Origin of the sequence: Mesobacillus sp. (assembly GCF_049588175.1) — a bacterium.
In the GTDB taxonomy this organism is placed as follows: domain Bacteria; phylum Bacillota; class Bacilli; order Bacillales; family Cytobacillaceae; genus Mesobacillus.
The window spans coordinates 1-5,918 of sequence record NZ_JBAVFI010000507.1; the positions used below are offsets into that span (position 1 = coordinate 1).

Genomic DNA, 5,918 nt, shown 5'->3' on the forward strand with positions numbered 1-5,918 from the left:
CTTTTGAATCGTTATAAAACTTTCTGTCTTCCACATTGCCAACATATTGCAGCCTGTGGCGAACGCCAGCAAAGGTAGTAAGAACTTTATATATTGCTTTTTTATCAGCACCTGAAAGTATAGTAGCAGCTACTGCAGATAAAATGTTCTCTAGATTATGCTTTCCCGGCAGGACAATATCCTTTGTTTCAATAATTTGTTCGCCATTAAAACAAACCCAGCCATCCTTTACATACGCACCATGATCCAATACCCTTTTCGTTGAGAAAGGCACGATTTGCGCACGAGAATTTCTGGCAATTTCCATTACTTCATCCTGATCAGCATTTACGATTAAATAATCTTCTTCTGTCTGGTTTTTTGTAATCCTTGCTTTTGCTTCTACATACTCAGATTTCGTGCCGTGATAATCAAGATGGGCATCATACAGATTGGTTATGATGGCAATCCGCGGCTTGAACTGATCAATTCCCATAAGCTGAAAAGATGATAGTTCGATAACGATTGTATTATCATGAGTTGCTTCCTGGGCAACACCTGAGGCAACCGTACCGATATTTCCCGCAATTAAAGGTTTTTTATTCCCTTCATTTAGCATTTCATAAATAAGAGTGGTAGTTGTTGTCTTCCCATTCGTTCCTGTGATCCCCACTAAAGGAGCCTCCGAAACCTGGTATGCCAGTTCGACTTCTGTAATGATCGGGATTTGTTTTTCGATTGCTTTCTGAATCATAGGGTTAAAGTATGGGATTCCAGGATTTTTCACGACAAGTTCAAAGCCTTCATCCATCAGTTCGATTGGGTGGCTTCCACAGACAACCTTAATTCCTTGCTCCAAGAGTCCTTGAGCCTCTGGATTTTCAGACAGGGGTTTACTGTCATTGACTGTTACAAATGCTCCCAGTTTATGTAGAAGAGAAGCAGCGCTTACTCCACTCTTAGCCAGGCCAAGTACAAGAATTTTTTTATGTTGATATATTTTGATTTGTTTCATCTAGATCCACACCTCAATGTAAATTCCAAGAATAGCGAAAAGAAGACCTACTGTCCAGAATGTCACAACAACACGCCATTCAGACCAGCCAATCAGCTCATAATGATGGTGAAGCGGACTCATCCTGAAAATTCTCTTTCCTGTTGTTTTAAAAGAGATTACCTGAAGGATAACAGACAAAGTTTCAATAACGAAAATGCCGCCAATAATAATCAAAATAATTTCAAGCTTTGCCAGGATGGCAACAGTTGCAATCGCTCCGCCTAGTGCCAGAGAACCTGTATCTCCCATGAACACTTTAGCAGGATGAGCATTGAATACTAGAAAACCTAAAACAGCGCCGACTACGGCTACTGAAAAAATTGAAAGTTCATATTGTGATTGATTCCACGCAAGCACGGCAAATGCTCCAAATGCAATCGCAGCCGTTCCGGACACCAGCCCGTCAAGCCCGTCCGTCAAGTTAACAGCATTTGAAAAGCCGACCATCCAAAAGATGATGAATAGTACATAACCCCAGCCAAGATCAAAAGAATAGTCAGTAAGCGGGATATTGACTACAGTGGAAAATTCACTTTGTTTAAAAATGAAATAAAAAATGACAGAAATAATGATTTGTCCAAGCAACTTTTGTTTTGAAGTGAGTCCAAGATTCCGTTTCATGACCACTTTAATAAAGTCATCCATGAAGCCGAGCAGACCAAATCCTAAAGTTACGAATAATAATAAGTAGGTTTCAACGCTAGGCTGCGAAAACTTACCAGTCATGACAAGAGTAGTCACGGTGATCGAAAGCAGAATCATGATTCCACCCATGGTTGGCGTGCCAGTTTTTTTCTGGTGTGATTTCGGACCTTCTTCCCTGATGCTCTGGCCGAATTTTAGCCTTCTTAAAAACGGAATAAAAACTGGAGAAAGCAAAACCGTAATAAGGAAGCCCATTAAAATTGTGAAAAAGATAACTTGCTCCAGCATTCTATTCCTCACCTGCCTTAGTCTGTACGCTGCTGAATTTATTGATGTTTTCAGCCATCACAGCTATATCATATGTTGAATCTTTTTCATTAAGAAGTCCTTTATGTTCAAAAATGACTTTTGTACTGTCGTTTAATTCTTCATGTTGTGTTAAATAGTCTAAGTATGATTTCATGATTTTCTCTAAGCCTTTCAGTATGTTTTCTGCATAAAATATTGGAAAATGATTTGGCGCAAATCCTGGAACGGGTACGTTCTCAGGCCAGACAGCTGCAATAGCGCCGTTAGAAATTGCTTCCTGAAGTGATCCCGATTCCTCTGAAATCGGGACAAACAGTCCTTTTGGCTGTTTAGCGCCAGCCAGGCAGCTTACAGTGTGAAATTGGATTGCATCATCCTTGATTCCAGATGTCTTGGAAAACAGACCTGAAACATCCTGATATGTCAGCATATTACCTCTCCTCTATTGCCTCGCGCGCTACAATTCTGTCATCAAAATCAAAAGTTCGGTCACCTATTTGCTGGTAGGTTTCATGGCCCTTCCCGGCAATCAGAATCACATCTCCTGCAGACGCTTTGCTTACTGCGTGCTGGATTGCTTCCTTCCGATCAATGATTGCAATATAGACCTCTCCTTTTACTCCTTCTTCCATATCCTTGATAATTTGTTCAGGATCCTCACTTCGAGGATTGTCAGAAGTAAAGATTGCGTCTGTAGCGTATTCACAAGCGATTTCTGCCATCAAAGGCCTTTTTGTGCGGTCACGATCACCACCACAGCCAACAACACAGAAAACCCTTTTCTGCGCAAACTGTTGAACCGTTTTTAGTACGTTTTCAAGACTGTCAGGTGTATGGGCATAGTCGACGATTACGGAAAAATCCTGTCCAGCGTCAACCACCTCAAAACGGCCGGAAACACCTTTAACACTTTCCACAGAGGATATGATTTGTTCTAATGGCAATCCGGATACCAATGCGGCTCCTATACTGGCGAGTACATTATAAATACTGAATTTCCCGATCAGCTGGATATTTACACGGCGGATTCCAAAAGGACTGACTAAATCGAAGGATGTTCCGCTCGCTGTCATCGAGATGTTCGTTGCCTTAAGGTCAGCATGGTTGTCGATTCCGTAAGTGAGAATATGTGCAGATGTCAGCATCGCAAATTCCTCACTGGCAGGATCATCGGAATTCAGGACGGCAAACTTTGGAGTAGCATGGTTAAAGGCATTTCCAAGCTGCGAGAAGAGCAGTCCTTTGGCCTTCCTGTATTCCTCCATAGTTTTATGGTAATCAAGATGATCCTGTGTCAGGTTCGTGAATACTGCAACATTAAAGTCAGTCCCGTGAACCCTGCCATAAACAAGGGCGTGGGATGATACTTCCATAACAGCCGTTTTCACCTGTTCATCAACCATCTTTTTAAGCGTCTTTTGGAGTGTAAGACTTTCAGGAGTTGTATTTTTCACCTCGAAAATCTGTTCGCCGATTTTAGTGTACATCGTTCCAATTGTGCCAGTTTTCTGTTCTGAATCGGTAAAAATCTTTTCAATTATATGAGTTGTCGTTGTCTTCCCGTTTGTACCAGTTATTCCAATCAAATGGAGCTTGTGGCTTGGCTGGCCGTAAAAAGCATCAGCAAGCACTGCCATAGCCCTCACAGTATCCTTAACAACAATGACAGGCACATTTAATGGGAGCTCTCTTTCTGCTAGTACTGCGGATGCTCCATTTTTAACAGCGGAGCCAGCAAAATCGTGACCATCAACTGTATAGCCTTTTACACATATGAATAAACTTCCTGGCGTCACTCTGCGGTTATCATTTTCAATCGAAGTAATTTCGGGATTTTCTCCCTTGTAATCCACGAATGGTTGCAAATATCCGATTAATTCGTGTAATTTCATATCTATCAAATCCTCTCAAACAACATGGCGACTCTTATTTTACATGATTAGGCTAAAATTAGCCATTGTTGAGACGAAAAGTCCAAGCCCTTTTTTGCAAGGTTATTTTCGTATAACTAGTTTGCTATTTATCAATATGGTTCTGTAAAACTTTTTTATTGCAATTAGCACTTGTCTAAATACGATTTGCCAATACATACAAAAGTGGGCGGCGGATTTCCATCCTCTCGCCGCCCGTTAGTACTAACACTCTTTGATTAATTGTTCATATATACCCTGATTGTCGAGCCTTCTTTAATTTTAACCCCAGGCGACGGAAGCTGTTTCACAACCCTATCCCCTTGTCCAGCTACATCCAGCTTTAAATTGACCAGTTGCTGCTGAAGTTCTTTCTTTGACAATCCAATTAAATCAGGCACCTCGACCATAGGCGTATCAAGCCATGTCAATTCCTTCTCAATTTGGCCTTTTCGCGGAGGTACTTCCATAGCCCGCAAGCTGTCTTCCATGATATCACCGACAATAGGAGCAGCTACGACGCCACCGAACTGGATGGTACCTTTCGGATTATCGACTGCCACGTAAACTACGATTTGCGGATCATCTGCTGGTGCAAATCCTATAAAAGAAACTATGTGGTTATTCTCGAGATATCTTCCGTTCTGAGCCTTCTGTGCAGTACCAGTCTTTCCTCCCACCCGGTACGAATCCACAAATGCATTCTTACCTGAGCCTCTTGCTACTACACTTTCAAGTGCATGCCTAATTTCTTTTGACGTTTCCTCAGAAATCACCCTTCGCTTCGCTTCAGGTGTTTTCTTCATTACAACCTCTCCTGTAATCGGATCGATTAGTTCTTTTGCAATATATGGGGTATAAAGAATTCCACCATTCACAGCCGCTGCCACAGCAGCAACCTGCTGTATCGGCGTTACAGATACTCCCTGACCAAATGCAGTTGTTGCCTGTTCGACCGGTCCTACCCTGTCAATATTAAACATGATTCCTTTGCCCTCGCCCTGTAGGTCGATACCAGTTTTTTGCCCGAAGCCGAAGTCCTTCACATACTTAAATAGCTTTTCTTTTCCAAGTCTCTCGCCCAGCTCCACAAAACCCGGGTTGCATGAGTTCTCTACGACTTCAAGAAATGATTGGCTGCCGTGCCCGCCTTTTTTCCAACAGCGGATTCTTGCCCCCGCAACCTCTACAAAACCTGGATCATGGAAATGATCTTTTTCTAGATCAACTTTACCTTCCTCGAGAGCCGCAGCCAATGTCAGGATTTTAAATGTGGAACCCGGCTCAAATGTACTCCAGACAGGAAGGTTCCGGTTATATACCTCTGGCGCAACATTCCTGAAGTTCGCCGGGTCAAAGTCCGGCCTGCTCGACATAGCTAGTATTTCGCCATTGTTCGGATTCATCGCAATCGCAACGATTCCATCCGGGTTATATTTTGCCTGAGCAATGTCGAGCTCCCTTTCAACGATGGTCTGGACTTTGCTGTCAATTGTCAGCTTGAGGTCCAATCCATCGACAGGAGGATCATAATCATCCGCCATATCATTCATTCGCTGACCCTTTGCATTTGCATAAAATTGTACAGAACCCTTTGTCCCCTTCAATTGCTTATCATAATACAGCTCCAAGCCCATCAGACCCTGATTATCAACTCCAGCAAAGCCAAGAACGTGTGAGAGATAACTGCCGAAAGGATAATGCCGTTTTGAATCCTCGCCAATATAGATACCTTTCAGGTTCATCGCCCTGATTTCTTTGGCCTTCTCATGCGAGATTTTCCGTCCTTCAGGGATCCTTTCTATCATCGATTTTTTCGTGATATGCTGATAAGCCTTTTCCTTTGACATATTCAGTGCCGCAGCCAATTTTTCTGCAACCATTGCAGGGTCCTCGATCTGGCGCGGTACAGCATAAACGGTAGGTGCACTGATATTTGTTGCAAGCGCAACACCGTTCCTGTCCATTATTTCACCACGCTGAGGTTCAAAGGGAACGTTCCTGCTCCAGGAGTCCCT

General features: G+C 42.8%; 5 protein-coding genes. All 5 read right to left on the reverse strand.

The window, feature by feature from the left end:
* A partial coding sequence (gene murD / locus WB217_RS12445) for a UDP-N-acetylmuramoyl-L-alanine--D-glutamate ligase (protein WP_423993538.1) occupies positions 1-994 on the reverse strand: 994 nt, incomplete at its 3' end.
* Positions 995-1,969, reverse strand: a complete 975-nt coding sequence (gene mraY / locus WB217_RS12450; protein ID WP_423993539.1) for a phospho-N-acetylmuramoyl-pentapeptide-transferase — start codon at positions 1,967-1,969, stop codon at positions 995-997.
* Between the two features lies 1 nt (position 1,970).
* Positions 1,971-2,420: a hypothetical protein gene (locus WB217_RS12455; protein ID WP_423993540.1), complete on the reverse strand. Its 450-nt coding sequence runs from the start codon at positions 2,418-2,420 to the stop codon at positions 1,971-1,973.
* Between the two features lies 1 nt (position 2,421).
* Entirely contained in the window at positions 2,422-3,882 is a 1,461-nt protein-coding gene (locus tag WB217_RS12460; protein ID WP_423993541.1) for a UDP-N-acetylmuramoyl-L-alanyl-D-glutamate--2,6-diaminopimelate ligase, read from the reverse strand.
* A gap of 257 nt (positions 3,883-4,139) precedes the next feature.
* Positions 4,140-5,918, reverse strand: a 1,779-nt coding sequence (locus WB217_RS12465) for a stage V sporulation protein D (protein WP_423993542.1), incomplete at its 5' end; no start/stop codon positions are given.